The sequence below is a fragment of the Streptomyces xanthophaeus genome, assembly GCF_000725805.1.
GTDB classification, from domain to species: domain Bacteria; phylum Actinomycetota; class Actinomycetes; order Streptomycetales; family Streptomycetaceae; genus Streptomyces; species Streptomyces xanthophaeus.
Map to the genome: position 1 here is coordinate 63,387 of NZ_JOFT01000049.1, position 25,370 is coordinate 88,756.

27 protein-coding genes are annotated in these 25,370 nt (G+C 73.4%); 15 read left to right on the plus strand and 12 right to left on the minus strand.

All coding sequences use genetic code 11. The annotated features are described in order from the left end of the window. Positions 1-57: 57 nt before the first annotated feature. Positions 58-1,602 (minus strand): APC family permease, encoded by a 1,545-nt coding sequence (locus IO30_RS0126375; protein ID WP_031146801.1) that lies wholly within the window; start codon positions 1,600-1,602, stop codon positions 58-60. A gap of 77 nt (positions 1,603-1,679) precedes the next feature. Continuing rightward, positions 1,680-2,627 carry a hypothetical protein gene (locus IO30_RS0126380; RefSeq protein WP_031146803.1) on the minus strand — a complete coding sequence of 316 codons (948 nt, stop codon included), beginning with the start codon at positions 2,625-2,627 and terminating at the stop codon, positions 1,680-1,682. A 267-nt stretch (positions 2,628-2,894) separates the two neighbouring features. On the opposite strand from IO30_RS0126380, the gene IO30_RS0126385 reads away from it, so the two are divergent. Then, positions 2,895-3,320: an ASCH domain-containing protein gene (locus IO30_RS0126385; RefSeq protein WP_031146805.1), complete on the plus strand. Its 426-nt coding sequence runs from the start codon at positions 2,895-2,897 to the stop codon at positions 3,318-3,320. Positions 3,321-3,441: 121 nt separating this feature from the next. Here the strand turns inward: IO30_RS0126385 and IO30_RS0126390 are convergent, their stop codons facing one another. Then, the gene (locus IO30_RS0126390) at positions 3,442-5,097 is read right to left on the minus strand and encodes an FAD-binding dehydrogenase (protein WP_031146807.1); all 1,656 of its coding nucleotides are present in this window, start codon (positions 5,095-5,097) and stop codon (positions 3,442-3,444) included. A gap of 83 nt (positions 5,098-5,180) precedes the next feature. Here IO30_RS0126390 and IO30_RS0126395 point away from each other — a divergent pair, with 83 nt between their 5' ends. The 8 genes from IO30_RS0126395 to IO30_RS0126430 all read left to right on the plus strand — a co-directional run bounded on the left by IO30_RS0126395 (position 5,181) and on the right by IO30_RS0126430 (position 11,103). Then, positions 5,181-5,702: an NUDIX hydrolase gene (locus IO30_RS0126395; protein ID WP_031146809.1), complete on the plus strand. Its 522-nt coding sequence runs from the start codon at positions 5,181-5,183 to the stop codon at positions 5,700-5,702. Positions 5,703-5,711: 9 nt separating this feature from the next. Continuing rightward, positions 5,712-6,110 carry a YidH family protein gene (locus tag IO30_RS0126400; protein ID WP_031146811.1) on the plus strand — a complete coding sequence of 133 codons (399 nt, stop codon included), beginning with the start codon at positions 5,712-5,714 and terminating at the stop codon, positions 6,108-6,110. Continuing rightward, positions 6,107-6,430, plus strand: a complete 324-nt coding sequence (locus tag IO30_RS0126405; protein WP_031146813.1) for a DUF202 domain-containing protein — start codon at positions 6,107-6,109, stop codon at positions 6,428-6,430. Before IO30_RS0126400 ends, IO30_RS0126405 begins: the two co-directional genes overlap by 4 nt. Before the next feature lie 118 nt (positions 6,431-6,548). Next, positions 6,549-6,845: a hypothetical protein gene (locus tag IO30_RS0126410; protein WP_031146815.1), complete on the plus strand. Its 297-nt coding sequence runs from the start codon at positions 6,549-6,551 to the stop codon at positions 6,843-6,845. Positions 6,846-6,957: 112 nt separating this feature from the next. Continuing rightward, the gene (locus tag IO30_RS0126415) at positions 6,958-7,869 is read left to right on the plus strand and encodes an MBL fold metallo-hydrolase (protein WP_031146817.1); all 912 of its coding nucleotides are present in this window, start codon (positions 6,958-6,960) and stop codon (positions 7,867-7,869) included. A gap of 159 nt (positions 7,870-8,028) precedes the next feature. Then, the gene (locus IO30_RS0126420) at positions 8,029-9,069 is read left to right on the plus strand and encodes a phosphotransferase family protein (RefSeq protein WP_031146819.1); all 1,041 of its coding nucleotides are present in this window, start codon (positions 8,029-8,031) and stop codon (positions 9,067-9,069) included. Positions 9,070-9,080: 11 nt separating this feature from the next. Then, positions 9,081-10,304: an acyl-CoA dehydrogenase family protein gene (locus IO30_RS0126425; RefSeq protein ID WP_031146821.1), complete on the plus strand. Its 1,224-nt coding sequence runs from the start codon at positions 9,081-9,083 to the stop codon at positions 10,302-10,304. A gap of 142 nt (positions 10,305-10,446) precedes the next feature. Beyond that, positions 10,447-11,103 (plus strand): acetate uptake transporter, encoded by a 657-nt coding sequence (locus IO30_RS0126430; RefSeq protein WP_051859851.1) that lies wholly within the window; start codon positions 10,447-10,449, stop codon positions 11,101-11,103. Between the two features lie 27 nt (positions 11,104-11,130). Here the strand turns inward: IO30_RS0126430 and IO30_RS0126435 are convergent, their stop codons facing one another. Genes IO30_RS0126435 through IO30_RS0126445 form a run of 3 tightly spaced genes read right to left on the minus strand, consistent with a single transcriptional unit; the run spans position 11,131 to position 14,432 of the window. After that, positions 11,131-11,736, minus strand: coding sequence for a TetR/AcrR family transcriptional regulator (locus IO30_RS0126435; RefSeq protein ID WP_031146825.1), 606 nt, complete (start codon positions 11,734-11,736; stop codon positions 11,131-11,133). Between the two features lie 51 nt (positions 11,737-11,787). Continuing rightward, positions 11,788-13,662, minus strand: coding sequence for a class I adenylate-forming enzyme family protein (locus tag IO30_RS43790; RefSeq protein WP_157853372.1), 1,875 nt, complete (start codon positions 13,660-13,662; stop codon positions 11,788-11,790). Further along, positions 13,659-14,432 carry an SDR family oxidoreductase gene (locus IO30_RS0126445; protein ID WP_199921132.1) on the minus strand — a complete coding sequence of 258 codons (774 nt, stop codon included), beginning with the start codon at positions 14,430-14,432 and terminating at the stop codon, positions 13,659-13,661. Before IO30_RS0126445 ends, IO30_RS43790 begins: the two co-directional genes overlap by 4 nt. Before the next feature lie 84 nt (positions 14,433-14,516). Between IO30_RS0126445 and IO30_RS0126450 the strand changes: the two genes are divergently transcribed. From IO30_RS0126450 to IO30_RS0126465, 4 genes are all read left to right on the plus strand, one after another. Next, the gene (locus tag IO30_RS0126450; RefSeq protein ID WP_031146832.1) at positions 14,517-15,818 is read left to right on the plus strand and encodes an exo-beta-N-acetylmuramidase NamZ family protein; all 1,302 of its coding nucleotides are present in this window, start codon (positions 14,517-14,519) and stop codon (positions 15,816-15,818) included. A gap of 84 nt (positions 15,819-15,902) precedes the next feature. After that, positions 15,903-17,198: an alpha/beta fold hydrolase gene (locus IO30_RS0126455; RefSeq protein ID WP_031146834.1), complete on the plus strand. Its 1,296-nt coding sequence runs from the start codon at positions 15,903-15,905 to the stop codon at positions 17,196-17,198. A 94-nt stretch (positions 17,199-17,292) separates the two neighbouring features. Further along, the gene (locus tag IO30_RS0126460; RefSeq protein ID WP_031146836.1) at positions 17,293-17,916 is read left to right on the plus strand and encodes a hypothetical protein; all 624 of its coding nucleotides are present in this window, start codon (positions 17,293-17,295) and stop codon (positions 17,914-17,916) included. Positions 17,917-17,980: 64 nt separating this feature from the next. After that, on the plus strand, positions 17,981-18,709 hold the full coding sequence (locus IO30_RS0126465) for a 3-keto-5-aminohexanoate cleavage protein (protein ID WP_272933183.1): 729 nt from the start codon (positions 17,981-17,983) through the stop codon (positions 18,707-18,709). Here IO30_RS0126465 and soxR read toward each other — a convergent pair. Beyond that, complete coding sequence (gene soxR, locus IO30_RS0126470; RefSeq protein ID WP_031146840.1) at positions 18,690-19,133, minus strand: redox-sensitive transcriptional activator SoxR; 444 nt, start codon at positions 19,131-19,133, stop codon at positions 18,690-18,692. The genes IO30_RS0126465 and soxR overlap by 20 nt on opposite strands. Positions 19,134-19,258: 125 nt before the next feature. Between soxR and IO30_RS0126475 the strand changes: the two genes are divergently transcribed. Next, positions 19,259-19,720 (plus strand): MaoC family dehydratase, encoded by a 462-nt coding sequence (locus tag IO30_RS0126475; protein ID WP_031146842.1) that lies wholly within the window; start codon positions 19,259-19,261, stop codon positions 19,718-19,720. Here IO30_RS0126475 and IO30_RS0126480 read toward each other — a convergent pair. The 3 genes from IO30_RS0126480 to IO30_RS0126490 all read right to left on the minus strand — a co-directional run bounded on the left by IO30_RS0126480 (position 19,711) and on the right by IO30_RS0126490 (position 21,929). Next, entirely contained in the window at positions 19,711-20,346 is a 636-nt protein-coding gene (locus tag IO30_RS0126480) for a TetR/AcrR family transcriptional regulator (protein WP_031146844.1), read from the minus strand. The two genes, IO30_RS0126475 and IO30_RS0126480, sit on opposite strands and share 10 nt — an antisense overlap. 78 nt (positions 20,347-20,424) lie before the next feature. After that, on the minus strand, positions 20,425-20,712 hold the full coding sequence (locus IO30_RS0126485; RefSeq protein ID WP_031146846.1) for a YiaA/YiaB family inner membrane protein: 288 nt from the start codon (positions 20,710-20,712) through the stop codon (positions 20,425-20,427). Positions 20,713-20,777: 65 nt separating this feature from the next. Then, positions 20,778-21,929, minus strand: a complete 1,152-nt coding sequence (locus IO30_RS0126490) for an acyl-CoA dehydrogenase family protein (protein ID WP_031146847.1) — start codon at positions 21,927-21,929, stop codon at positions 20,778-20,780. A gap of 86 nt (positions 21,930-22,015) precedes the next feature. Between IO30_RS0126490 and IO30_RS0126495 the strand changes: the two genes are divergently transcribed. Next, positions 22,016-22,693, plus strand: a complete 678-nt coding sequence (locus tag IO30_RS0126495) for a TetR/AcrR family transcriptional regulator (protein WP_031157045.1) — start codon at positions 22,016-22,018, stop codon at positions 22,691-22,693. A 62-nt stretch (positions 22,694-22,755) separates the two neighbouring features. On the opposite strand, the gene IO30_RS0126500 is transcribed toward IO30_RS0126495, so the two are convergent. Together IO30_RS0126500 and IO30_RS0126505 are read right to left on the minus strand one after the other, a co-directional pair. Next, positions 22,756-23,835 carry a Zn-dependent alcohol dehydrogenase gene (locus IO30_RS0126500; RefSeq protein WP_031146851.1) on the minus strand — a complete coding sequence of 360 codons (1,080 nt, stop codon included), beginning with the start codon at positions 23,833-23,835 and terminating at the stop codon, positions 22,756-22,758. Between the two features lie 67 nt (positions 23,836-23,902). Further along, positions 23,903-25,315 (minus strand): aldehyde dehydrogenase family protein, encoded by a 1,413-nt coding sequence (locus IO30_RS0126505; RefSeq protein ID WP_031146853.1) that lies wholly within the window; start codon positions 25,313-25,315, stop codon positions 23,903-23,905. Positions 25,316-25,370: the final 55 nt, after the last annotated feature.

Consider the following 25,370-nt stretch of genomic DNA (forward strand, 5'->3'; position numbering starts at 1 on the left):
GCCCCCGACGACCATGGAAACGGGTGTCGGGGGCTTCGTAGGGGGTGGAAACCGCGGTCAGTCGCGGGTGGTGGCCTCTGCTGCCTGATCGAGGCGGAAGGCCTCGTTGCCGAGGCCGATGCGGGCGTGGACCTCGGGGCGGCGGCTGCGCAGCAGGGCCCCGTAGAGCAGGCCGCCCAGCACTGCGGCGCCGATGATGCCGGGCAGGACCCAGCTGAGGGCGGAGCCTTCCTCGGCGCCGACCAGGACGGCGAAGTCCTTGACGGTGTAGACGGCGATGCCGAGCAGGGCGACGCCGGCCGCTCCGGCGGCGACGAGGCGCCAGACCTGGGCGCCGGCGGTGCCGCGGCGGACGAAGAACGCGATGACGGCGAAGGAGGCGGCCGCCATGAGAAGCGTCACGCCGAGGGCTCCGACGCTGCCCATCCAGGTGAACAGGTGCAGGACCGGGGCGGTGGGGTCGCCGGTGGGCTTGTCGTCGGTGACCGCGAAGGCGATGACGACGAGGGTGGCGACGGCGGTCTGGAGGAGGGAGCCGGTGCCGGGGGCGCCGGTGCCCGCGTTGGTGCGGCCGAAGGCGGCGGGGAGCAGGCCCTCGCGGCCCATCGCGAAGGCGTAGCGGGCCACCACGTTGTGGAAGCTGAGCATGGCCGCGAACATGCCGGTCACGAAGAGGATGTGCAGGACGTCGGTGAAGGTGGCGCCGAGCCGTGACTCGGTGAGCTGGAAGAGCAGTCCGGGGCCCGCCTCGGCGGAGGTCCTGACGACCTCGCCGGGGCCGGTGGCCACGGTGAGGGCCCAGGCGCTGAAGGCGAAGAAGAGGGCGACGAAGCCGACGGCGAGGAACATCACCCGGGAGACGACGATGTGCGGCTTGCTGGTCTCCTCGGCGTACACCGGGGACTGCTCGAAGCCGACGAAGGCGGCGATGCAGAAGCACAGGGCGGTGCCGAGGCCCGCGCCGCCGAGGGTCTCGGGGTTGAAGGCGTGGAGCGAGAGCCCTTCGGGGCCGGGCTCGGAAAGGGCGGCGACGTCGAAGACGACGACGAGGGCGCACTCGATGAGGAGGAGGACGCCGAGGACCTTCGCGTTGAGGTCGATCTTGAGCCAGCCGAGTGCCCCGGTGGCGGCGACGGCGGCCAGGGCGGGGATCCACCAGGCGAGTTCGAGGTCGAGGTAGGTGGCGAAGAGGCCGGATATCTCGAAGCCGAGGATGCCGTAGACGCCGACCTGCATGGCGCTGTACGCGACGAGGGCGACGAGCGAGGCGCCGGCGCCCGCGGTGGGGCCGAGGCCGCGGGCGATGTAGGCGTAGAAGGCGCCGGCGTTGTGGACGTGGCGGCTCATCTCGGCGTAGCCGACGCTGAAGAGCGCGAGGACGATGCCGAGGACGACGAACAGCAGGGGCTGGCCGACGACCCCCATCACGCCGAAAGTCGTGGGCATGACACCTGCGACCACCATCAGGGGGGCGCTGGCGGCGAGTACGGAGAGCAGCAGGCCGGCGGTGCCGAGACGGTCGGCCCGCAGGGCCCGGTCCTGGCCCTTGTACGTGCGGATCTCGGGTGCGGACTGGAGCGTGGTGGATCTGCCCGTCGGCATGGCGCCGTCCTTTCGGGGGTGCGGTTCTTCGGGGTGCTCGGGGTGCTCGGGTGCTCGGAGCGCTTGGGCAAGGGGGGTCAAGCGGTGCCGAGCGCGGCGCTGCGCGCGGCGAGGAAGGCCTTGTGCGGGTCCAGGTCCGGATAGGACCAGGGAGCGGGGGTCGCATGGCTGCCGATGCGCTGGAAGAGGGCGGCGGCCTCGGCGGGGCGGCCCTCGCACAGCTTGGCGTGGGCGAGGAAGTTGAGGTCGACGCGGTTGCGGGGGTGGTCCTCGCGCTCCCACTCCAGCCACCAGTCGAAGGCGGAGCGCAGGACCTGGCGGGCGCGCCGTCCGGACCAGTGCTGGGTGGCGCTGCTGAAGGTGTGTCCGTGCACGGCGGCGAGCACCCGGTAGCGCTCGGCGTGGGCGATGACCGGGAGCACGGCGAGCGGGGAGTCGGCCGGGGACTCCTCGGCCGCCCAGGCGGCGAAGTCGTAGACCTCGTGGAGGGGGTCCTGACCGGCGGCCGGGGTGCGTTCGGCGAGCTTGGCGACCATCAGGTGGTGGGCGTGGTGGTGCTCGCGGTGGCGGGCCCTCACCTGGTCGAAGTGGCGGCTGAACTCCTCCTCGGTGCCGAAGGCGCGGGAGAGGAGGAGCAGGCCGAGCCAGGGCGTGGGGTCGGCGGGCAGCAGGGCGGCGGCCCGGCGGCAGGCCTCCTCGGCGGCCTCGGGCGAGCCCTTGCGGCGCAGGGCGGTGAAGACGGCGGCGCAGGCGAGGAGGGTGGCGGCGTCGGCGCTCTCGGGCTCGGCGAGCAGCCATTCACGGGACCAGGCGGTGGCCGCGGGGGTCTCGGCGAGGACCACGATGCGGTGGCCGCGGCGGTCCCAGTCGTCGCCGGTGCCGACCAGCAGGGAGCGGGCCCTGGACCAGCGCCCCTGGCCGAACTGGGCGCGTACGTCGACCAGTTCGGCGTCGCAGAGGGCTGGGTCGAAGAGCTGGGCGTCCCGCTTGCGGGCGCGGCCGAGGGGCGGCGGAGGCGGGGACATCCGCGGGATTCCCTTCAGGACGCGGGCGGACGGGGCAAGCGGCGGCCTGAAAACATGCATGACGCACGTGATTGGTGCTGCCGATCGGGTGTTCTGGGATCGTGCCGGTGAGCGAACCGGTGATCACAGACAGCAAAGCGGTAGGCGCAGCTCCGAGTCAAGGTCCAGTCCACTGGGTGGCGGGTTTCAACTGGGTCCCGGATGGTCGTAGTTGGGCCGGTCAGGCCGGTTCTGGGGGGTCCTTTTCCGGTCGCGCAGGGTCGGATCATGACCTCATTCGACGATCTTCCCCCCTACCTGCTGGGCTTTCCCGGACCCTTGCGCGACCGGTTGGTGGCGGCCGTGCTGAGCGGGGCGAAGACCTCGACGACGGGGCTGCTGCCCGAGTACGGGGCGGAGGGCGAGCCCCTGCCCGAGGCCGGGCAGCGCTCGGTCCTGGTGGATTCCCGGGAGCGGCCGGTGGCCGTCGTGGAGGTCACCGGGGTGCGGGTGGTCCGGCTGGCGGACGTGGACCTTCAGCACGCGCTGGACGAGGGCGAGGGGTACGCCTCGGTGGCCGAATGGCGCGCGGAACACGAGCGGTTCTGGCACGGCGAACCGGTGCGGGAGGCCCTCGGGGATCCCGGCTGGACCGCGGACGACGACACCCTGGTGGTGGCGGAGCGGTTCCGCATCCTGGAGCGGCTGGCCTGAAATCGCACCCCCGCGGGGCAGCCGGCCGGGCAGGCGGGCGGTGCCGGGCGGGACGGGCCCGGGGGGCCTACGGCTGCCGCCTGCCCTCACGTGCGGGCGGGCGGCAGCCGTAGGGGCCGGGTCAGCCGATGGCCCGGGCCGCGGCCCGGCCCGCCGTACGGCCCGAGAAGAGGCAGCCGCCGAGGAAGGTGCCCTCCAGGGCGCGGTAGCCGTGGACCCCGCCGCCGCCGAAGCCGGCCGCCTCGCCCGCCGCGTAGAGGCCGGGCAGGGGTTCGCCGTCCGCCGTGAGGACGCGCGAGGAGAGGTCGGTCTCCAGGCCGCCCAGTGACTTGCGGGTCAGGATCGACAGCCGGACCGCGATGAGCGGGCCGGCCGCGGGGTCCAGGATGCGGTGCGGGGCGGCCGTGCGGATCAGCTTGTCGCCGAGGTACTTGCGCGCCCCGTGGATGGCCGTCACCTGGAGGTCCTTGGTGAACGGGTTGGCGATCTCCCGGTCCCGCGAGGTGATCACGCGGCGCAGGGCGGCCTCGTCGATCAGGTCCTCCTTGGTGACGGCGTTCATCCCGCGCACCAGCGCGGACAGGTCGCGCTCGACGACGAAGTCCGGGCCGTGGTCCATGAAGGCCTTGACCGGTGCGGGGACGGCCAGCCGCGCCCGGTTGATGACGTCGCGGACCGACTTGCCGGTGAGGTCGGGGTTCTGCTCGGAGCCGGAGAGGGCGAACTCCTTGCCGATGATGCGCTGGTTGAGGACGAACCAGGTGTGGTCGTGCCCGGTCTTCATGATGTGGTCGAGGGTGCCGAGGGTGTCGAAACCCGGGAAGAGCGGTACGGGCAGCCGCCGGCCGGTGGCGTCCAGCCAGAGCGAGGAGGGGCCGGGCAGGATGCGGATGCCGTGCCGGGCCCAGATCGGATCCCAGTTCTGGATGCCCTCGGTGTAGTGCCACATCCGGTCCTTGTTGATGTGGCTGGCGCCCGCCTCCTCCGCGATGCCCAGCATCAGTCCGTCGACGTGCGCCGGGACCCCGGAGAGCATCCGCTCGGGCGGGGTGCCGAGCCGGGCGGGCCACTGCTTGCGGACGAGGTCGTGGTTGCCGCCGATGCCGCCGCTGGTCACGATCACGGCCTGGGCCCGGAGGGAGAAGTCCCCGGTGGCCTCGCGGCTGCTCGCGGTGCCCCGTACGGCGTCGGAGGGCGCAAGGACCTCGCCCGTAACGGTGTCCAGGGCGCCGGCCGTACGGGACAGCCCGGTGACCCGGTGGCGGAACCTCAGCTGGACCAGGCCGCGGTCCACCCCGGCCCGGACCCGCCGCGCGAAGGGCTCGACCAGGCCGGGGCCGGTGCCCCAGGTGATGTGGAAGCGGGGTACGGAGTTCCCGTGGCCGTCGGCGTCGTAGCCGCCGCGCTCCGCCCAGCCGACCACGGGGAAGAAGCGGACGCCCTGTGCGTGCAGCCAGGGGCGCTTCTCGCCCGCCGCGAAGTCGACGTAGGCCTCGGCCCAGCGGCGCGGCCAGGCGTCCTCCTCGCGGTCGAAGCCCGCGGTGCCGGTCCAGTCCTGGAGGGCGAGTTCGCGGCTGTCCTTGATCCGCATCCGGCGCTGCTCGGGCGAGTCCACGAAGAAGAGCCCGCCGAAGGACCAGTGCGCCTGGCCGCCGAGGGACTGCTCCGGCTCCTGGTCGAGCAGGATGACCTTGCGGCCCGCGTCGACGAGCTCGGCGGTGGCCGCCAGGCCCGAGAGCCCGGCCCCGATCACGATCACGTCTGCGTCGTACGTCATGCGCTACCCGTCCTCCGTCGGTGGTGGGGCAGATCCTTGGCTACGGAGCGGTAACCAGTCAACAGCGGTGGTTGGATGAACCCGTGAGTGCCGCAGACGAAGTGCTGGACGTGGTGGACCGGGACGACCGGGTGACGGGGCAGGCGCGCCGGGGCGAGGTGTACGCCCGCGGGCTGCTCCACCGCTGTGTGTTCGTGCAGGCCAGGGACGCGCAGGGGCGGATCTTCGTGCACCGCCGGACCGCGTCGAAACTGGTCTTCCCCGCGCACTACGACATGTTCGTGGGCGGGGTGCTGGGCGCCGGGGAGGACTACGCTTCGGCCGCCCTGCGGGAGGCCGAGGAGGAGCTGGGGGTGTCCGGACTGCCGCAGCCGGTGCCGCTGTTCAAGTTCCTGTACGAGGGGCCGGGCGGGGCCTGGTGGTCGTACGTCCACGAGGTGCGGTGCGAGCTGCCCGTGGAGCCGCAGGCCTCGGAGGTGGACTGGCACGCGTACCTGACGGAGGCCGAGCTGGAGCGGCGCGTCGCGGACGGCACGTGGGCCTGGGTGCCGGACGGGCTGGAGGCGTACCGGCGGCTGCGGGAGTTCCGGGGCTCGCCCCAGTAGATTGACGACGTGATCGACTTCGTCAAGGACGTGCGCCTCTGGTTCGCACCCGCGCGGCTGAAGGACGAGGGCGAGACCCCCGACTACCGCTTCTCCCTCGCCAACGAACGGACCTTCCTCGCCTGGATCCGGACCGCCCTGGCCCTGGTGGGCGGCGGCTTCGCGGTGGACCAGTTCCTTCCGGACCTGCGCTGGGGGGTGCGGGTCGGGATGGCCGTCGCGCTGCTCGGGGTGGGCACGGCCTGCGCGCTGCGGGCGGTGAACCACTGGGTCCGGTGCGAGCGGGCGATGCGGCGGGGCGAGGACCTGCCGCTGTCCCGGTTCCCGGTGGTGCTGAGCCTGGGGGTGGGCCTGGTCGCGGTGGTGATGGTCGTGGTCGTGCTGCTGGGCTGGACGACGGGGCAGTGAGCGCGTCCGGCGGCGGCGAGGTCCGCGATGCCGGGCTCCAGCCCGAGCGGACCCGGCTCGCGTGGCGGCGTACGACGCTGGCCTGCTCGGTGGTGGCGGTGCTGGCGCTGCGGCAGGCGCTGCGCGGGTCGGGCAGGCCGGTGGAGGTGGCCGGGGCGGCGGTGACCGCGCTGGTCTGGGTGGCCTTCCTGGGGGTGGCGCACCGGCGGATCCGGGAACTGGCGGCGGAGCGGCCGCGGGGGCTGGCGCCGCGGGCCGCCCTCGCGGTGGTGGCGTGCACGGTGGTGCTGGCGGGGTGGGCGGTGGCCGTGATCATCTGAAATCGCGGTGGGTCTGCGGGTGGGTCTGCCGTTGAACCCATGGTCGGATGATCCGGATTACGCGCGCCACTTCGGACAGAACAGGCGATACGGGACGATGCGCACTAGCCTCGGCCCCATGACGACCCAGCACCTGGAACACCCCACGCACGCGCACACCCACGGCCCCGACTGCGGCCACCAGGCGGTCACCCACGGCGACCACGTCGACTACGCGCACGACGGCCACCTCCACCGCGAGCACTCCGGCCACTGGGACGAGTGCGAGACCGACGGGCACACCCCCCACGAGGCACACACCCACGCTCACGGCTCGGACTGCGGGCACGAGACGGTCCGGCACGGCGACCACGTCGACTACCTGCACGACGGGCACCGGCACGCCCAGCACGACGGTCACTACGACGACCACTGACCGGCCGGCCACCCGCCACTGACCGGCCGGGAACCGCCCCTCCCCTCCCCCGGGTCCCACGACGACTGGCAAGATGCTGACCGCCCGTCACAGCGACCCGGGGAGAGCGCAGATGACCGTCGCGGAGCCGTATCTCGTCCAGCCCGCCGCAGGGGTGTACGCCTACGTACAGCCGGACGGCGGTTGGTGCCTCAACAACGCCGGCTTCGTGAGCGACGGCGGCCGGACCCTGCTGGTGGACACCGCCGCCACCGCGCGGCGGGCGCTGGCCCTGCGCGAGGCGGTCCGCGCGGCCGGGGTGCCGCTCCCCCGCACCGTGGTGAACACCCACCACCACGGGGACCACACCTACGGCAACGGCGTGTTCGCCCCCGAAGCGCTGGTCGTCGGGCACGACAACGCGCGCTCCGAACAGCTCGCCGCCGGGCACCAGCTGGAGATGATCTGGCCCGGGACCGACTTCGGCGCGATAGAGATCACCCCGCCCGACCTCACGTACAGCGACCGCCTGACCCTGTACGTGGGCGCCACGGAGGTGCAGGTCATCCACCCCGGCGTCGCGCACACCACGGGGGACTCCGTGGTGTGGCTGCCCCGGCAGCGGGTGGTGTTCACCGGGGACCTGGTCTTCGCGGAGGGCACGCCCTTCCTGGCGATGGGCTCCCTGGCCGGATCGCTGCGGGCGCTGGAACTGCTGCGCTCCCTGGACGCGGAGACCGTCGTACCGGGCCACGGGCCCCTGACCGGCCCCGATGCCTACGGGGCCACCGAGCGCTACCTGCGGTACGTGGCCGAACTCGCGCGCGAGGGCCTGGCGAGGGGGCGGACGCCGCTGGAGGTGGCCCGCGAGGCCGATCTCGGGGAGTTCGCCGCCTGGCGCGAGAGCGAGCGGCTCGTGGCCAACCTGCACCGGGCCTACGCGGAACTCGCCGGGGAGCCGGAGGGCGTCCCGTTGGACATCCTGGCGGTGCTGAAGGACATGACGGTGATGAACGGCGGTACGCCGATCCTCTGCCACGCCTGATCCGGAACGGCTGCGGAACGGGTGCGGAACGGGTGCGGATTCCGGCCGGAACGGGCCGGTCCGCCGGTTCGTCCGGTCCGGACCCTGGACGGCATACCGACTGGTCGGCATGATGTGGCGTACGACGTCCGAAGTCGACTCAGCACGGAGGTGCGCACCATGAGCTCAGCCCCCGCCGATCCGCGGGGCCTCGATCTGGAGCGGCTGCGCGGTCATCTCGACCGTGTGCGGCCTGGACTCGTGGCCGGAGCCCTGCGCGGCCGGCTGATCGAAGGCGGCCGGTCGAACCTCACGTACGAGATCACCGACGGGAGCTCCCGCTGGGTGGTGCGGCGGCCGCCGCTCGGGCACGTGCTGGCCACGGCGCACGACATGCGGCGCGAGCACCGGGTGATCGAGGCCCTGCACGGTACGGCCGTGCCGGTGCCCGGGCCGCTGCTGCTCTGCGAGGACGAAGCGGTGCTCGGGGCGCCGTTCTACGTCATGGAGTTCGTGGACGGGGTGCCCTTCCGCACCGCCGGCCAGCTCGCGGCGATCGGCCCCGAGCGCACCCGGCGGGCGGTGCTCGGACTGGTCGACACACTGGTCGACCTGCACGCGGTGGACCCGCAGGAGGTGGGCCTGGGCGACTTCGGGCGGCCGGAGGGCTTCCTCGACCGGCAGCTGCGCCGCTGGGGCAAGCAGCTCGCGGCCTCCCGGGGACGTGAGCTCCCCGGCATCGACGAGCTGCACGGGGCGCTGGGGCGGGCGCTGCCGGACTCCCCCGCACCGACGGTCGTGCACGGCGACTTCCGGCTCGACAACGTCCTGATCGGCGGCCCGGACGACAGGATCCGGGCGGTGCTGGACTGGGAGATGTCCACGCTCGGCGATCCGCTGACCGACCTGGGGCTGCTGGTCATGTACAGCTCGGACCTGGGCCTGACCGAATCCCCGGTGAGCACGACGAGCGGGGCGCCGGGCCATCCGAGCCCGGCGGAGCTGATCGCGCGGTACGCGGCCCGCTCCGGGCGGGACACCGGGGCCATCGCCTGGTACACGGCGTTCGCCTGGTTCAAGCTCGCGGTGATCCTCGAGGGCATCCACTACCGCTACACGCTCGGGCAGACCGTCGGAGCGGGCTTCGACCGCATCGGCGAGCTGGTGCCCGTCTTCATCGCACACGGACTGACCACTCTTCAGGAACCGCAGGAAGGCTGAGGCATCCACCCATGGACTTCGCATTCGACGCCCGGACCGAGGAACTCCGCGAGCGGCTCCTCGCGTTCATGGAGGAGTACGTCTACCCGGCGGAAGCCGTCGCCGCCGAGCAGCGCGCACGGCTGGCCTCGCCCTGGGACACCCCGGCCGTCTTCGGTGAACTGAAGGCCGAGGCGCGCCGCCAGGGCCTGTGGAACCTCTTCCTGCCGGACGCGGAGTACGGCGCCGGGCTGAGCAACCTCCAGTACGCCCCGCTGGCGGAGATCACCGGCCGCAGTCCGCACCTGGCACCCACGGCGACCAACTGCGCGGCCCCGGACACCGGGAACATGGAGCTGCTCGCCCAGTTCGGGAACGAGGAGCAGAAGAAGCAGTGGCTGCATCCGCTGCTCGCGGGCGAGATCCGTTCCGCCTTCGCGATGACGGAACCCGAGGTGGCCTCCTCGGACGCGACGAACATCGAGACCCGCATCGAACGGTCCGCCGACGGCTCCGAGTACGTGGTCAGCGGGCGCAAGTGGTTCATCTCCGGGGCCATGAACCCGGACTGCAAGGTCTTCATCGTGATGGGCAAGACCGACCCGGAGGGCGCCGATCCGCGCCGCCAGCAGTCGATGGTCCTGGTCCCGCGGGACACCCCCGGGGTCGAGGTGCGCCGCGCCATGACGGTGTACGGGTACGAGGACCACGACCACGGCGGTCACGCCGAGGTGGTCTTCGACGGTGCGCGCGTCCCGGCCGGGAACCTGATCGGCGAGGAGGGCGGCGGATTCGCCATCGCCCAGGCCCGGCTCGGGCCGGGGCGGATCCACCACTGCATGCGGCTGATCGGGATGGCGGAGCGGGCCATCGAGCTGATGTGCCGCAGGGCCCTGGAGCGTACGGCCTTCGGCAAGGAACTGGCCGCGCAGGGCGTCGTGCAGAACTGGATCGCCGACGCGCGGGTCACCGTGGAGCAGCTGCGGCTGCTGGTGCTGAAGACGGCCTGGCTGATGGACACGGTCGGGAACCGGGGCGCCCACACCGAGATCCAGGCCATCAAGATCGCCACCCCCCGGGCGGTGGTGGGCATCCTCGACCAGGCGGTGCAGTTGCACGGCGCGGGCGGGGTGAGCCAGGACTTCCCCCTCGCCGAGCTGTGGGCGGCGGCGCGGACGCTGCGGCTGGCCGACGGGCCGGACGAGGTGCACCAGCGCTCGCTGGCGCGGCGCGAGCTGAAGCAGTACCGGGTCTGAGGGGGGAGCGGCAGGCCGGGCGGGGCGGTCAGGCGGGCAGGCAGGCAGGCAGGCAGGCCCTCACGGACCCATCAGAATGGTCTAAACCATCCCGATGGGTCCGATATATTCGGTATACCCCCCACCGAAAGTGCTCATCGTCATGCCTAGCCCCACCCTGGCCGCCCCTGCGCCGCAGGCCCCGCCCGCCACCACCGTGCCCGCGCCGCCCGCGCCCGCACCGCAGGCCCCGGCCACCGCGGCCCGGCTCGCGAACCCCGGACCGCTGGGTCTGGCCGCGTTCGCCCTGACCACCTTCGTGCTCAGCCTCTTCAACTCGGGTCTGGTCTCGGACGCGGCCCTGAGCGCCGTCGTCCTGCCGCTCGCCCTCTTCTACGGCGGCCTCGCGCAGTTCGTGGCCGGCGTGCTGGAGTTCCGCCGCGGCAACACCTTCGGGACCACGGCGTTCGTCTCGTACGGCGCGTTCTGGATGGCCTTCGCGGGCTACGTGAAGTTCGTCGTCCCGACACTGCCCGCCGACCAGGCCCACATCGCCACCGGCTGGTTCCTCGTGGCCTGGTTCGTCTTCACCGCGTACATGTCCGTGGCCGCCATGAAGCTGGATCTCGCCCACCGGCTGCTCTTCGCCGTCCTGGCGCTGACCTTCCTCTTCCTGGCACTGGGCGACCTGTCCCAGGTCGCCGCGCTCGGCCACGTCGGCGGCTGGCTGGGCCTGCTCTGCGCGGGCATCGCCTGGTACATCTCGTTCGCCGTGGTGACCGAGGAGACCTGGGGCCGCAAGGTCCTCCCGCTGGGCTGAGGACCGTACGGGCCCACGGGCCGCCCGCTACGGGCGCAGTGCGCGCAGCAGCAGGTCGGCGAGGTGATCGGCGACCTGCTGCGGCGTGAGGGGGCCGTCCGTGCGGTACCAGGTGGACAGGTGGTGCACGGAGCCGAAGTGGTAGTCCACCACCAGGTCCGCGGGGGTCGCCGTGGAGAACACCCCCGTGCGCTGGCCCTCCTCGACCAGCGCCCGGAAGCGCTCGTGGTAGCGCCGCCGCTCGGCCCGGACCTGCTTGAACTTCTCCGGGCTGAGCTGGTGCATCGACCGGAAGAAGATCATCGCGTCGTCGAGGTTCTCGATGGTGGTGACGACCACGTCGGCGGCCGCGGTGCGCAGCCGCTCCTCGACGGGCGCGTCGGAATCGGCCACCGCGTCCAGGCGCTGCTGCTGGAGGCGCAGCATGCGCGCGTACACCTCGTGCAGCAGATCGTCCTTGGACCCGAAGTAGTGGTAGAGCGCGCCCTTGGTGACCCCGGCCGCCTCGACGATCTCCTGGACCGAGGTGCGGTCGTAGCCGCGCTCGGCGAAGAGCCGGGTGGCCACGGCCAGCAGCCGCTGCGGAACCGGGGCTTCGTGCGTGCCTTCGGGCACCGTGGTCCTGGCCGCCATGGCGCTGACCTTCCCTTCCTAGTCGTCGGTCGTGCGAGCGTCCGGCCGTCTTCAGCCGCGGTCGCGCAGTTCCCGTCGGAGGATCTTGCCACTGGTGGTCTTCGGAAGCACAGAGAGGATCTCGACCCGGCGCGGGTATTTGTAGGCGGCCAGGCGCTCGGCGCAGTAGGCGGACAGCTCCGCCGGGTCCGCCGCCGCGCCGGGACGGAGGCTGACGTACGCCTTCACGCTCTCCCCCCTGTACGGGTCCGGCACCCCGACCACGGCCGCCTCGCGGACCGCGGGGTGGGTGTAGAGCACGTCCTCGACCTCGCGCGGCCAGACCTTGAAGCCGGAGGCGTTGATCATGTCCTTCTTGCGGTCGACGACGAACAGCCAGCCGTCCGCGTCCATGAAGCCCACGTCCCCGGTACGCAGTTCGCCGTCCGGGAAGGCCCGGGCCGTGTCGGCCGGCAGGCGCCAATAGCCGGGCACGACCTGGGGGCCGCGGACGGCTATCTCGCCGGTCTCGCCGAAGGGCAGCTCGGCGCCGTGCTCGTCGAGGATGCGCACGACGGTGGCGGCGCCCGGGACACCCACCGAGAGGGTGCCCGAGGCGGGGTCGACGGGTGCCTCCAGGTGGACGGGGACGGAGGCGCACGGGGCGGTGCACTCGGTGAGGCCGTATCCGTTGCGGAGGTAGAAGCCGAAGGCGGCGCGCAGGCGTTCCACGAGCGCGGGCGGGAGCGGGGCGCCGCCGGAGGAGAGCACCTGGAAGGAGGCGAAGTGCTCCCGGGTGGCCCCGGGGTGGGCGGCGAGGGCCATGAAGGCGGTGGCGGGGCCGATGGCGTAGGCGGGGCGGTGTTCGAGGAAGGCGTCGAGGACGATCCCGGCGTCGAAGCGGTGGGTGAGGACGAGGGTGCCCGCGTTGACGAAGCAGGCGGCGAGCTCGCAGACCATGCCGGTGATGTGGAAGAGGGGCGCGAGGGCGAAGTAGCCGGCGCCTTCGGGGACCGGGTGGCCGGTGACCTGGCGGACCGCGTTGTACGTGAGGGCTCCGTGCGGGTTCATCGCGCCCTTGGGGGTGCCGCTGGTGCCCGAGGTGTAGCTGATGAGGGCGGTGTCGGCGGCCGTGAGCCGGGGGTCGTGCGGGGCCGGGTCGCCCCGGCGGGCCACCGCGACCAGATCGACGACGTCCGGCCCGGACGCGGGCCCGGTCTCGGTCTCGGTGTCCGTCGCGGTCTCGGTGTCCGTCGCGGTCTCGGTGTCCGCGGTCCCGGACGCGCCGGCCGGCCGGGGTCCGGGCACGCGGGGCGTCATCGGCGGCTGCGGCTGCGGCTGCGGCTGCGGCTGCGGGGCGACGGAGGCCAGGGCGAGCAGGCGCGGGTCGTCCCGGGTCTGGAGGTCCAGCTCGGAGGCGGTCAGGACGGTCCGTACGGCGCTGTCGTGCGCGGCCTCGCGCAGGTACGCGGTCCAGGCGGCGCCCGAGCAGACCAGTGCGGCGGCCCCCGAGTCGCGCAGGACGTGCGCGGCCTCGGCGGACTTGTACATCGGGTTGACCGGGACGACCACCGCCCCGGCCTTCCAGGCGGCCAGCACGGCGAGCACGAAGTGCGGGGTGTTCTGCAGCATGACGGCGACCCGGTCCCCGCGGCGGACGCCCTGCGCGGCCAGGTGCGCGGCGACGGAGTCGGAGAGCGCCTCGGCTTCGGCGTAGGTGATCCGGGCGTCGAAGTAGGCCAGCGCGATGTGGCCGGGGGCCCGGGCGACGGCCGCGCGGAAGGCGTGCAGCACCGAGGGCGGAGGGGCGACGGGGGCCCGTTGGGCCGGGCTGAGGAGCCCGAGCCAGGGCCGGGCGGCGTACCGCGAGGCCCCGTCGTGCGCGCCCTCGGCGGCCTCCGCCTGCGCCTCCCTCTCCGCGGGGAGCGCACGGGCCTCGGGCGTCACCTGGTCTCCCACTTCTGCTGGAGGTGGTTCATGCCGCTCAGCCAGCGGTCCGGCTCGGTGGCGCGGGCGGCGTAGAAGTCGGCGACCTCGGGGTGCGGGAGGATCAAGAAACGGCCCTTCTCCATGCCGTCGAACAACGCGTCCGCGACCGCTTCCGGCTCGATCGCGGTCGGTGCGAGGACGAGTTCGCCCGCCGAGCCCGCGGCGGTCAGCATGTCGGTGCGCACCCCCTGCGGACAGATGGCGTGGACCTCGACGCCCCGGTGGCGGTAGGTCAGCGAAAGCCACTCCGCGAAGGCGAGCGCACCGTGCTTGGTGACACTGTACGGGGCCGCTCCGATCATCGTCAGGAGCCCGGCGGCCGAGACGGTGGACACGAAACGGCCGCTCTCCCGCTCCAGCCACTGCGGCAGCAGCAGCCGCGCCGCGCGGACGTGGGCCATGACGTTGGTGTCCCAGGCCGCCTCCCAGACGGCCTCGTCGGCGAACGCGTCGCCGCCCGAGGCGAGTCCGGCGTTGGCGCAGTAGACGTCGATCCCGCCGCCGAGGGCCTCCAGGGCCTCCTCGACGATCTCCGAGGCGTCGCCCGCCAGCGGGATCGCCCGGGGTCCGATGCCGCTCGCCACCGCGGCGGCCTTCGCGGCGTCGAGGTCGTTGACCACCACCGTGGCCCCCTCGGCGGCGAACCGCTGCGCGAGGGCGGCGCCGATTCCTCCGCCCGCACCGGTGACGACGACTCGCTGGTCCTGGTACGCGCTCACGGGGATCACCTTTCGTGGCCGGATGCCGGATCGTGGGCAGACTAACCAGTCGGTATGTCCGGGGGGAAGGGGCCTGACGCCTAGCGTGGCGGGATGACGCTGTCGCGACGCGGGGTACTGGGACTGGCGGGGACCGCGGGGGCCGTGGGCGCCCTGGGCGCGGTGGGAACGGTCGGGGCAGCGGGAGCGACGGGAGCGGCCCCCGCTCCCGGCCCCGGTCCGCGGGCGGGCCGGGTGCGCACGGGTTTCGAACGGCTCGCCGCGGACGGCTACGCGGTGCTCGCCGGGCAGAAGGTCGGGGTGGTCACCAACCCCACCGGCATCACGGCCGACGCCCGGCACCTGGTCGACGTCCTGCACGCGGACGAACGGGTCGACCTGGTCGCGGTGTTCGGCCCCGAGCACGGCTTCCGCGGCACGGCCCAGGCGGGGGGCTCCGAGGGCGCCTCCCGGGACCCGGCCACCGGTCTGCCCGTCCACGACACGTACGGCAAGAGCGGGCAGCAGCTCGCCGACGTGTTCACGGCGGCCGGGATCGACACCGTCGTCTTCGACATCCAGGACGTCGGGGCGCGCTTCTACACCTACGTCTGGACCCTCTACGACTGCATGCGCGCCGCCTCCCTCGCGGGCAAGGCGGTGGTGGTGCTGGACCGGCCCAACCCGGTGGGCGGGCGCCGCGCGGCGGGCCCCGTGCTGGAGCGCCCGTACGCGAGCTTCGTGGGCCGCGAGCCGATCGCCCTCGCCCACGGGATGACGGCCGCGGAGCTGGCCCTGCTGTTCAACGGCGAGTTCCTCACCGACGGAACGCTGCCCGCCGGGCCGGTCAGGCTGCGGACCGTGGCGATGAGCGGCTGGCGGCGGGATGCCTTCTTCGGGGAGACGGGGCTGCCCTGGCTGCCGCCGAGCCCGAACATGCCGACCCCGGACACGGCCCTCGCGTACGCCGGGACCTGCCTGTTCGAGGGGACGAACCTGTCCGAGGGGCGCGGGACGACCACCCCCTTCGAGGTGGTGGGCGCGGAGGGCGTCGACCGGCGGTGGGCGGAGGCGGCGAACGCGCTGGAGCTGCCCGGGGTGTGGTTCCGGGAGACGTACTTCACCCCCTCCTTCTCCAAGCACGCGGGAAAGGTCTGCGGCGGGGTCCGGCTGATCGTGCACGACCGGAAGGCCTTCGACCCGGTGCGGGCCGGCATCGGGCTGCTGGTGACCGCGCGGCGGACGTGGAGCGGCTTCGGCTGGCGCGCGGACCACTGGATCGACCGGCTGACCGGCTCGGACCGGGTCCGGACGATGATCGACGCGGGGGCCGGTACGGACGAGGTCACCGCCGACTGGGCGGCGGGACTGGCCCGGTTCGCCGCGGTGCGGGAGCGGTATCTGCTCTACCCGTGAGCCGGCCGTGCCGGGGGTCTGGCCGAAGGGGCGCGGCAGCAGGATGCTGGACCGCACCGGAGGCACGGCGTGGAGGGGGACGTCATGGCGTACAGCGGTGCCGTGAACGGGCCGGGGGTCCGTCCGTACGAGGAGCTGGTCTTCGACGCGCAAGGGGACCCGGACCCGGCCGGGCAGGGCGCGCTGACCCGGATGGAAGCCACCGACCTGCTGGTCTTCGCCCACGGCTGGAACAGTGACCGGGACACCTCGACCCGGCTGTACGACCGCTTCTTCGCTCCGTTCCCCGGGCTGGTGGGGTCGGGGGTGCGGCTGGGGTACGTGGGTGTGATGTGGCCCTCCATCCGGTTCGCGGACGAGCCGATACCGGACTTCGACCCGCCCGGTGCGCTCGCCGAGCCGGGCTTCGGGACGGCTCTGGACCCTTCCACCCGGCGGGCGCTCGGGGAGTTCTGGCCGGGGCGGGAGGCGGAACTGGACCGGGTGGCCGAACTGCTGGAGGAGCGGCCCGGGTCGGCGGCCGCGTTCATCGAGTTCGGCGCCCTCGTCCGGGAACTGGCCGGGGTGAACGGCGTCACCGCGGCGGAGCCGCCCGCGGTGCCCCTGATCTTCACGCAGGACGTGCTGGAGGTGTGCGCGGCCTTCACCCGCGGGCTCGCGCAGACGGGCGCGCTGCCCGGGACGGACGAGGACGGGAACGCCCTGCTGGGCGGCGGGCTGCGCAGTCTGTGGGGCGGCGCCAAGGAACTCCTGCGGCAGGCCACGTACTACCGGATGAAGAAGCGTGCGGGCGCGGTCGGCGAGCGCGGCCTCGGTCCGGTCCTGGCGGAGCTGGCCCGCGCCCGCCCGTCCGTGCGCGTCCATCTGATCGGGCACAGCTTCGGGGCCCGCGTGGTGTCCTTCTCCCTGCGCGCGGTGCCGGACGGGGCCCGGTTCGTGAAGTCGCTGACCCTGCTCCAGGGCGCCTTCTCGCACTACGCCTTCGCGGACCGCCTGCCGCACGACCGGCGCAGCGGCGGGGCCCTGCGCGGCCTCCAGCGCAGGGTCGACGGGCCCGTGGTGGCCTGTCATTCCGCACACGACTCGGCCCTGAAGGTCTTCTACCCGCTGGCTTCCCGGATGGCAGGGGATTCGGCCGGACTGCTGGGCTTCGACGAGCGGTGGGGCGCGATCGGGCACGACGGGGTGCAGGCGGTGCCCGGCGCGCCGCGGCTGAGCCTCGACGCGGCCCTGCGGACGGGGGTGCCCTCGGCCGGATGCGTCAGCCTGGACGCGGGATCGGTGGTCCGGCGGGGCGGCGCGCCCTCGGGGGCGCACAGCGACATCTGCCACGAGGAGCTGGCCAGGGTGGTGGTGTCCGCGGGGCGCCTGGGGCGCTGACTTCCGGCCACGTGCCACCCGTACGCCTCGACCGCCCCCGCATGCGCCCGCACCGGGCCGGGCATGTTGGGCACATCGGCGGAGGTGACATGTCATGGCGGGATTCCGGAGTCTGGCCTACCAGGTGCGCGATGCACGCAACGACCGTGCCCTGCGGCGGCACTCCCTGCGCCGCTGCCTGGAGCGGTTCGCCCCGTACGGGCACCGGGCCACCTGGTGGCACCTGTGCGACCGGCACGGGATCGCCCCGGAGGACCGGGGGGCGGACCCGTTGCGGCTGGTCGCCGCGCTGGAGGAACTGGAGGAGGCGCGCGCGGTCTGGCTGGAGTACGAGCGCCACTTCGCGGAGCGCAGACGGCGCGAGAAGCACCACGGGCTGCGCCGGCCCGAGTGGGCCTGGGGCGGGAGCGGGGACGCGGTGGTGCGGTGCGCCGACCCCGGGGTGCGGCCGGAGGGGGCGCTGGACGAGGTGCTGAGGCGGCTGGTGCGGGCCCTGGAATCGGCGCCGGGGACGGTGTGCCCGGTCTGCGGGGACCGGGAACTGCACTGGCCGACGGCGGGACCCTTGCCGGGTCAGCGGACCGGGGCGGGCCGGCGGGTGCCCGGGGCCGGGCCCTGGGAGGGGGCGTGGGCCTGGGACGGGCCGCTGTGCACGGGCTGCGGGATCGTGGTGCCGAGACCGGCGCTGGCGGACACTCCGGCGGCGGGGGCGGCGTGACGGTGCCGGGGGCACACGTACCGCAGGTGGTGGCGAAGGTGAGCGGGTGGCGAAGGTGACGCAAGTGACACCGGTGACACGGGTGACGCAGGTGTCCCTGAACGGCTCGCGGAGCGGCGCCGACGGCCCGGCCGTGCCGATGTCCCCCGGGTCCCTGGCCGATGCGGCCCTCGGCGCCGTGGCCGCGGGCGCCGGGGAAGTGCTGGTGCACCCGCGGACCCCGTGCGGCCGCGAGAGCCTGTCCCCCCGCGTGGTCGGCCCGCTGCTGCAGGCGCTGCGGGGCGCCGGGGTCGGCGTACCCCTCACCGTGTCCGCGAGCGTCGGGACGGAGCCCGGTCCGGCGGCACGCCTGGAGCGGGTCCGGTCCTGGACGGTGCTGCCCGACCGGGCGGCGGTGCGCTTCGACGAACCTGGGGCCGGGGAACTGGCCGAGGCCCTTCTGGCGCGCGGGGTCGCGGTGGACGCGGTGGTGGCGCTGGGCGGGCGGGCCGGGGCGCAGCCGATGGCCCGGTTCCTCGCCTGGCCCGTACGCACCCCCGGGCGGGTCCGGCTGGTGGCCGAGCTGGCGTCGGCCGATCCGGCGCTGGTGGCCGGGCTGCGCGGACTGCCGCCCGTGGCGGTGCTGCTGTACGGGCGGGAGGCCGCCGCCTGGCCGGTGCTGCGCCTGGCGGCGCGGTGCGGCACGGGCACGCGGACCGGCGTGGGCGACGTACTGCACCTGCCCGACGGACGGCCCGCGGCCTCGAACGCCGAACTGGTGGCGGCGGCAGGGGCTACAGCCGCGAACCGGTGAGCTTCTCGCCGAAGACGTCGTCCGGGTTGGACAGCGCGCAGTTCTCCAGCGAGAGGCAGCCGCATCCGATGCAGTCCGTCAGGTGGTCGCGCAGGCGGCCGAGTTGACTGATGCGCTGATCGAGCTCGGTGCGCCAGGCCTCGGAGAGCCGGGCCCAGTCCTCGCGCGTGGGGGTGCGCTCCTCGGGGAGCTGCGCGAGTGCGTCGCGGATGCTGGCCAGCGGGATGCCCACGCGCTGCGCTGCGCGTACGAAGGCCACCCGGCGCAGGGCGTCGCGGCTGAAGCGGCGCTGGTTCCCGGAGGTCCGGCGGCTGCTGATCAGGCCCTTGGCCTCGTAGAAGTGGAGCGCTGAGACGGCGGCGCCGCTACGGGCGGACAGCTGGCCGACGGTGAGTTCGTGGATTTTCTCGGGAATCTGCGGCACCAGGCCGAGGGTAGTCGGAGGCCCGTTGACATACACATACGGCCCCAGCATGCTGAGCAAGCGCTTGTTCGCTCACATCACCCCCACCACCACCGTCTGTCATCCGCGAGAAGCAGGAGCAGGGCATGGCCGAGCCGAGGGTCTTCACGTCCGCAGGGGAACTGCACGCCGGGATCGGGCAACCGCTCGGGCCCAGCGGGTGGCTGGAGGTGGACCAGAAGCGGATCGACCTCTTCGCCGACGCCACCGGCGACCACCAGTGGATCCACGTGGACCCGGAGCGGGCGGCGGACGGGCCCTTCGGCACCACGATCGCGCACGGCTACCTGACCCTGTCCCTGCTGCCGAGCCTGGTGCCGCAGATCATGCGGGTCGAGGGCATGAAGATGGGCATCAACTACGGGGCTAACAAGGTGCGTTTCCCCGCAACGGTGCCCGTCGGCTCGCGGCTGCGCGCCACCGCCGTGATCACGGAGGTCACGGAGGCGGGCGGCGGTGTGCAGGTCACGGCCACCGTGACGGTGGAGCGCGAGGGCGGCGACAAGCCGGTGTGCGTGGCGGAGTCGGTGTCCCGCTACTACTTCTGAGGCGCTCCCGCGGCGCCCACCATGCGGAGCACGAGGTCGGCGTAGAGCGCGCCGACCTCGTCGGGCGTGCGCTGTCCGGCCGTGCTGAACCAGCGGGCCACGTCGATGCACAGGGACAGCACGGCGAGGGTGGTGCCGGGTACGTCGGGGACGTCGAACTCCCCCGCCGCGACCCCGTCGGCCAGGATGCGGCGCACGGCGGCGTCGCTCCGGCGGCGCAGTGCCACGATCTCGGAGCGGTGCTCCGGAGCGAGAGCATCGAGCTCGTACTGGACCACCCGCGCGGTGGTGTGATGTGCCGCGTGCCACCGCACGAAGGACCGTACGGCGCCGTCGAGCCGCTCGGCCGCGGATCCGGGGCCGTCGGCCTCCGTCGTCAGGATCTCCAGCGCCTTGTCGTGGCCGATCCTGCTGATCCGGTGGAGCAGCTCTTCCTTGGTCTTGTAGTGGATGTAGAGGGCGGCCGGGCTCATCCCCGCCCGGCCTGCGATGTCACGTGTCGTGGTGGCGTGGTACCCGCGCTCCGCGAAGGCCTCGACCGCGGCGACGAGCAACCGTCGCGCCGCGTCGGGGATGACCTCCGACCAGGGCTGATAGCCGCCGGCCGTCTCCTCCGCGCTGTCCATCGCTCACTCACCCTCTTCACCGTGTGGGAGTGAACACCCTACCGGAGGGTGAGCAAGCGCTTAGTGATCGCGTGCGGGCTACTTGGGGGCGAAGGGGTCGTAGTCCGCCATCATCTTCTCCATCCGGGCCTGGTCCACCCGGCTGACGATCTGGCTGACCTCCTGACGGTCACGGATGACCTTGGCGAGCGTGAACGCCGAGGTCGTGAGGTACAGGACCGCGATGCCGAGGAAGGACCGGACCCAGCCGTCCACCTCCAGGTTGTAGATCCCCACGGCCACGGCGCCCATGGCGATCCCGAAGGAGGCAACGGCCTGGCCGTAGTACGCCCCCGTGCTCTGCTGCTTGACCGGCGTCTCGTTCATGGGCCCAGCATCGGGCGGGGTGACCGGGGCCACATCCGTTCGCGTACTCAGGTGCGTACTCAGCCTCAGAAGGCCGAGACCCCGGTACGGGCCCGCCCGATGAGCAGCTTCTGGATCTGGCTGGTGCCCTCGTACAGGGTCATCACGCGGGCGTCGCGCAGCAGCTTGCCGGCCGGGTACTCGTCGATGTACCCGTAACCGCCGTGCACCTGGAGGGCGTTGCTCGCGGCGCGCACGGCGGCCTCGGAGGCGAAGAGTTTGGCGGTGGAGGACTCGGTCGCGAAGGGCAGGCCGCGGTCGATGAGGTCGGCGACCCGCCAGGTCAGCAGCCGCGCGGCGTCCACGTCCACGGAGATGTCGGCGATCAGCTCCTGGACGAGCTGGTGGTGGGCGATCGGCTTGCCGAACTGCTCGCGCTGGGCGGCGTAGGCGACGGCCGCGTCCAGCGCCGCCTGGGCGATGCCCACGCAGCCGGCGGCGACCGACATCCGGCCCTTGGCCAGGGCCGACATGGCGACCGAGAAGCCCTTGCCCTGCGGGCCGAGCATCGCGGAGGCGGGGACGCGGACGTCCTCGAGGACGAGTTCGGCGGTGGCCTGGCCGCGCAGGCCGAGCTTGCCGTGGATCTCGCGGCGGGTGAGTCCGGGGGTGTCGGTGGGGACGAGGAAGGCGGAGACCCCGCGGTGGCCGGGCTCGTCGCCGGTGCGGGCGAAGAGGAGCACCACGTCGGCCCAGGTGCCGTTCGTGATGAACATCTTGCTGCCGCTGATGACGTACGAGTCCCCCTCGCGCACGGCGCGGGTGGTCAGGTTCCCGGCGTCGGAGCCGGTGCCGGGCTCGGTCAGTCCGAAGCAGCCCAGGGCGTCGCCGGAGCACAGGCGGGGCAGCCAGGCTCGCTTCTGCTCCTCGGTGCCCCAGGCGGCGACGGTCTTGGCGACCAGGCCGAGGGAGACGGAGACGATGCCGCGCACGGCGGAGTCCCCGCGTCCGAGCTCCTCGGTGACCAGGACGTAGGCCAGGTGGTCACCGCCGGAGCCGCCGTACTCCTCGGGGACGGTCAGGCCGAGGAAGCCCAGCGCGCCGAGCTTCTTGACGATCGCCCGGTCCACGCTCTCGGCGCGGTCCCATTCGGCGGCGTACGGGACGACCTCGCGCTCGGTGAACTCGCGGGCGAGCCGGCGGACGGCGGCCTGTTCCTCGCTCAGCTCCAGATTCACCGGGTACCTCCGGGGGCGTCGTGGCGGGTCCGGCGCCATTAACTAGCACCGGTAGTTTATGGCGGGCAGGCCCTACTATGTGGCGCATGGCCAGACCGCGCAAGCCCCTTCTCAGCCGAGCCCTCATCGTCGAGGCGGCGGGCGCCCTGGTGGACGCGGAGGGGCTGGAGGCGGTGTCGACGCGCAGGCTGGCGGCCGCGCTCGGGGTCAGCGGGCCTTCGCTGTACAACCACTTCCGCACGAAGGACGAGATCCTGGACGCGGTGGCGGACTCGGTGAGCGAGCGGGTCGACTTGTCGATGTTCGAGCTGCTGACGCCGCCCGGGACCGGGAACGGGAACGAAGGCGGCGGGGACTGGCGTACGGCCCTGCACGACTGGGCGCACTCCTACCGGGACGCCCTGTCCGACCACCCGAACATCGTCCCCGTGCTGGCCCGGGGCCCGGGGCGGCGGCCGGCCGGACTGCGGGTCGCGGACGCGGTGTTCGGCGCGATGACGGCGGCCGGGTGGCCGCCGGCCCAGGCCACCCGGATCGGCGCGCTGATGCGGTACTTCATCCTGGGCGCGGCGGTGGGTTCCTTCGCCGGGGGCTTCGTGGACGACGAGACGGCCTACGACCCGTCTGCCTACCCCCACCTCGGCCAGGCCCACCTGCTGGCGGACCGCCGCCGCGAGGTGGACGACGGCGCCTTCGAGACGGGCCTGACCGCGCTCCTGGACGGCCTGGCCCTCCAGTACGAGGCCCTGCGCGCGACCTCGTGACCGGCGGGCGTCCGCCCGCGCCTCGTGACCGGCGGGCGTCCGCCGGTCACGGGGCCGGGGGCTCAGAAGACGACCAGGGAACGGCCTCCCTTGCCCGCGAGCATGGCGTCGAAGGCGGCCGGGATGCCGTCCAGGGTGATGCGGTCGGTGACCAGGGAGCCGAGGTCGAGGCGGCCGGCCCGGACGTGCTCGGCGATGACCGGGAGGTCGCGGGCGGGGTCGCTGTTGCCGTAGACGCAGCCGGTGAGGGTGCGGGCGAAGTGGAAGATCTCCAGGGCGTGGAAGGTGATCTGCTGCTCCTTGCCGCCGATCCCCACGACGGTGGTGCGGCCGCCGCGGCGGGTGGATTCCCAGGCTCCGCGGATGGTCTCGGCCCGGCCGACGCATTCGACGGCGACGTCCACGCCCTGCCCGCCGGTGAGCGCGCGGATCTGCTTGGCGGTGGTGTCCGAGGCGAGCACGAATTCGGTGGCCCCGGCCGCCCGCGCCAGTTCCTCCTTGGCCGGGGAGACGTCGACGGCCACGACGGGACCCGCCTGCGCGATCCGGGCGGCCTGGAGGGCGGCGAGGCCGACGCCGCCGACACCGAACACGGCCACGGACTCCCCCCGGCGGACCTGGGCGCTGTGGTGGACGGCCCCGTACCCGGTGAGGACGGCGCAGCCGAGCAGGGCCGCCTCGGCCAGCGGGATCCCGGCGGGGGCGGGCAGCACGCAGTTGGCCGCGACGACGGTCTCCTCCGCGAAGGCCGCCACGTTCAGCCCGGGGTGCAGCTCGGCGCCCTGCGCGTCGTGGGCGTAGACGGCCCCGACCCCGGCGAGGGCCTTGGCGCACAGCCAGACCTCGCCGATGGTGCAGTGGTGGCACTGCCCGCAGGACGGGGCCCAGTTGAGCACCACCGGATCGCCGGGCGCGACGTGGGTGACGCCCTCCCCGACGGCGAGGACCGTGCCCGCGCCCTCGTGGCCGAGGACGGCGGGGACGGGGACCTTCATGGTGCCGTTGGTGAGGGAGAGGTCCGAATGGCAGACCCCGGCGGCAGCGAGCCGCACCCGGACCTGCCCGGGGCCGGGATCGGGCAGGACGATCTCCCGTATCTCCAGCGGGGCTCCGACGGCGGGCAGGATGGCGGCGCGGACCATGGTCGTCGTCTCCGTGTTTCCGGTGGTGGGCAGGCTCACGACTGCGGGGCTCGTACGGGTCTCGGTCTCAGAACTGCAGGGACTTGGTCTGGAGGTACTCGGCCAGACCGTGCGGGCCCAGCTCGCGGCCGACGCCCGACTGCTTGTACCCGCCGAAGGGCGCGAGCACGTTGAAGCGTCCGCCGTTGATGTCCACCTGCCCGGTGTCCATGCGGCGGGCGAAGGCCGCGGCCGTCTCCGCGTCCGCAGCCCAGACGGCGCCGCCCAGGCCGTAGACGGTGCCGTTGGCGATGCGCAGGGCCTCCTCCTCGTCCTCGTACGGGAGGATCGACAGCACCGGGCCGAAGATCTCCTCCTGGGCGATGGTCATCTCGGGCGTGACGTCGGCGAACACGGTCGGGGCGATGAAGTACCCGTGCTCGTGCAGTGCGTCGGGGCCGCCCGCGACCAGGCGCGCGCCTTCCTCGATGCCCTTGCTGATGTATCCGCGCACGCGGTCGCGCTGTTTGGCGTTGACGACCGGGCCGAGGCGGGTGGCCGGGTCGGTGGGGTCGCCGCTGGGGTAGCGGGCGACGGCGGCGGCCGCGAGCAGGACGGCCTCTTCGTACTGGTCCCGGTGGACGAGCATGCGGGTGAGCGCGTTGCAGCTCTGGCCGGAGTTGTTCATGACGTGGCCCACCCCCGCCGCGACGGCCTTGGCCAGGTCGGCGCCCGGCAGGATGACATTGGCCGATTTGCCGCCCAGTTCGAGGGCGACCCGCTTGACGGCGGCGCCCGCGGTGGCGCCGATCTGCCTGCCGACGGCGGTCGAGCCGGTGAAGGAGACGAGGTCGACGCCTTCGTGCGCGGCCAGGGCCTGGCCTGCGACCGGGCCGGTCCCGGTCACCAGGTTGAAGACTCCGGCCGGGATGCCCGCCTCGTGCACGGCCTCGGCGAAGAGCTGTGCGGTCAGCGGGGTGTCCTCGGCCGGCTTGAGGACGAGGGTGCAGCCGGCGGCGAGAGCGGGCGCCACCTTGGCAACGATCTGGTGCAGCGGGTAGTTCCAGGGCGTGATGGCCGCGACCACGCCGACCGGCTCCAGCAGAACGGTGGAGTTGCCGAGCCGCTCCTCGAAGGCGTACGAGGCCGCCAGCTCGGCGTAGGAGGAGGCCACCGCGATCGGCGCACCGACGTGGACCGCCTCCGAGAAGCCGAGGGGGGACCCGAGTTCGGCCGTGACGGTCTCCGCGATCTCGCCCTTGCGGGCGACCAGCACGTCGCGCAGCGCCCCGATCAGGGCCCCCCGCTCGGCCGGCGGCACCGCCGCCCATCCGGGAAGGGCCGCGCGGGCCGCGCGTACGGCGGCGTCCACGTCCTCGGCGCTGCCCGCGGGGACACCGCCGATGACCTGCTCGTCCGCCGGGTTGACGACCTCGATCCGGTCGCGTCCGGCGGCGGGCCGCCACGCGCCGTCGATGTACATCCCGTCGTGGGCCTTCATGGCATTCCTCCCGAGCACGCACCAGCGCGACGTAGACCTGACCTCGCGGACACCC

Excerpts from the sequence above, each read along its gene's own strand:
- IO30_RS0126375 (WP_031146801.1), bottom strand. The coding sequence starts at position 1,602 with ATGCCGACGGGCAGATCCACCACGCTCCAGTCCGCACCCGAGATCCGC.
- IO30_RS0126380 (WP_031146803.1), bottom strand. The coding sequence starts at position 2,627 with ATGTCCCCGCCTCCGCCGCCCCTCGGCCGCGCCCGCAAGCGGGACGCC.
- IO30_RS0126385 (WP_031146805.1), top strand. The coding sequence starts at position 2,895 with ATGACCTCATTCGACGATCTTCCCCCCTACCTGCTGGGCTTTCCCGGA.
- IO30_RS0126390 (WP_031146807.1), bottom strand. The coding sequence starts at position 5,097 with ATGACGTACGACGCAGACGTGATCGTGATCGGGGCCGGGCTCTCGGGC.
- IO30_RS0126410 (WP_031146815.1), top strand. The coding sequence starts at position 6,549 with ATGACGACCCAGCACCTGGAACACCCCACGCACGCGCACACCCACGGC.
- IO30_RS0126415 (WP_031146817.1), top strand. The coding sequence starts at position 6,958 with ATGACCGTCGCGGAGCCGTATCTCGTCCAGCCCGCCGCAGGGGTGTAC.
- IO30_RS0126420 (WP_031146819.1), top strand. The coding sequence starts at position 8,029 with ATGAGCTCAGCCCCCGCCGATCCGCGGGGCCTCGATCTGGAGCGGCTG.
- IO30_RS0126425 (WP_031146821.1), top strand. The coding sequence starts at position 9,081 with ATGGACTTCGCATTCGACGCCCGGACCGAGGAACTCCGCGAGCGGCTC.
- IO30_RS0126430 (WP_051859851.1), top strand. The coding sequence starts at position 10,447 with ATGCCTAGCCCCACCCTGGCCGCCCCTGCGCCGCAGGCCCCGCCCGCC.
- IO30_RS0126435 (WP_031146825.1), bottom strand. The coding sequence starts at position 11,736 with ATGGCGGCCAGGACCACGGTGCCCGAAGGCACGCACGAAGCCCCGGTT.
- IO30_RS0126450 (WP_031146832.1), top strand. The coding sequence starts at position 14,517 with ATGACGCTGTCGCGACGCGGGGTACTGGGACTGGCGGGGACCGCGGGG.
- IO30_RS0126455 (WP_031146834.1), top strand. The coding sequence starts at position 15,903 with ATGGCGTACAGCGGTGCCGTGAACGGGCCGGGGGTCCGTCCGTACGAG.
- IO30_RS0126460 (WP_031146836.1), top strand. The coding sequence starts at position 17,293 with ATGGCGGGATTCCGGAGTCTGGCCTACCAGGTGCGCGATGCACGCAAC.
- IO30_RS0126475 (WP_031146842.1), top strand. The coding sequence starts at position 19,259 with ATGGCCGAGCCGAGGGTCTTCACGTCCGCAGGGGAACTGCACGCCGGG.
- IO30_RS0126480 (WP_031146844.1), bottom strand. The coding sequence starts at position 20,346 with ATGGACAGCGCGGAGGAGACGGCCGGCGGCTATCAGCCCTGGTCGGAG.
- IO30_RS0126485 (WP_031146846.1), bottom strand. The coding sequence starts at position 20,712 with ATGAACGAGACGCCGGTCAAGCAGCAGAGCACGGGGGCGTACTACGGC.
- IO30_RS0126495 (WP_031157045.1), top strand. The coding sequence starts at position 22,016 with ATGGCCAGACCGCGCAAGCCCCTTCTCAGCCGAGCCCTCATCGTCGAG.
- IO30_RS0126500 (WP_031146851.1), bottom strand. The coding sequence starts at position 23,835 with ATGGTCCGCGCCGCCATCCTGCCCGCCGTCGGAGCCCCGCTGGAGATA.
- IO30_RS0126505 (WP_031146853.1), bottom strand. The coding sequence starts at position 25,315 with ATGAAGGCCCACGACGGGATGTACATCGACGGCGCGTGGCGGCCCGCC.